This window comes from Opacimonas viscosa (assembly GCF_024199005.1).
Classification (GTDB): Bacteria; Pseudomonadota; Gammaproteobacteria; order Enterobacterales; family Alteromonadaceae; genus Opacimonas; species Opacimonas viscosa.
The window spans coordinates 1-254 of record NZ_JANATA010000232.1 but is presented as its reverse complement, the minus strand read 5'-3'; the positions used below and the strand labels follow the sequence as shown (position 1 = coordinate 254).

The window sequence follows — 254 nt, the reverse complement described above, 5'->3', positions numbered from 1 at the left end:
AAAACAGGCGAGTATACAATAAAAGCGTGCAGAATAATCGCTAAACACTGTTCTAGAGACTATACAACCCCACTTCCCGACGCCGCCTCAGATTTGTCTAGCTCACCTTCAGCCAGCACTTCGTCATCTAACTCAATTTTAAATGACGTTCCTGCTTTTCCATGCAGGCTATAACGAAAGCCGTACATTTCGCCTTCATTAAGAGAAACTTCCGCAAAGGTATTAGGGTGGATTAAGTCGTAAACACCTGAGTC

The 254-nt window shown here is 43.7% G+C and carries 1 protein-coding gene; it reads right to left on the bottom strand.

The window, feature by feature from the left end:
• Positions 1-59: 59 nt before the first annotated feature.
• Positions 60-254 (bottom strand): hypothetical protein (locus NLF92_RS13415; RefSeq protein WP_254102755.1); only part of this gene is annotated, 195 nt, incomplete at its 5' end.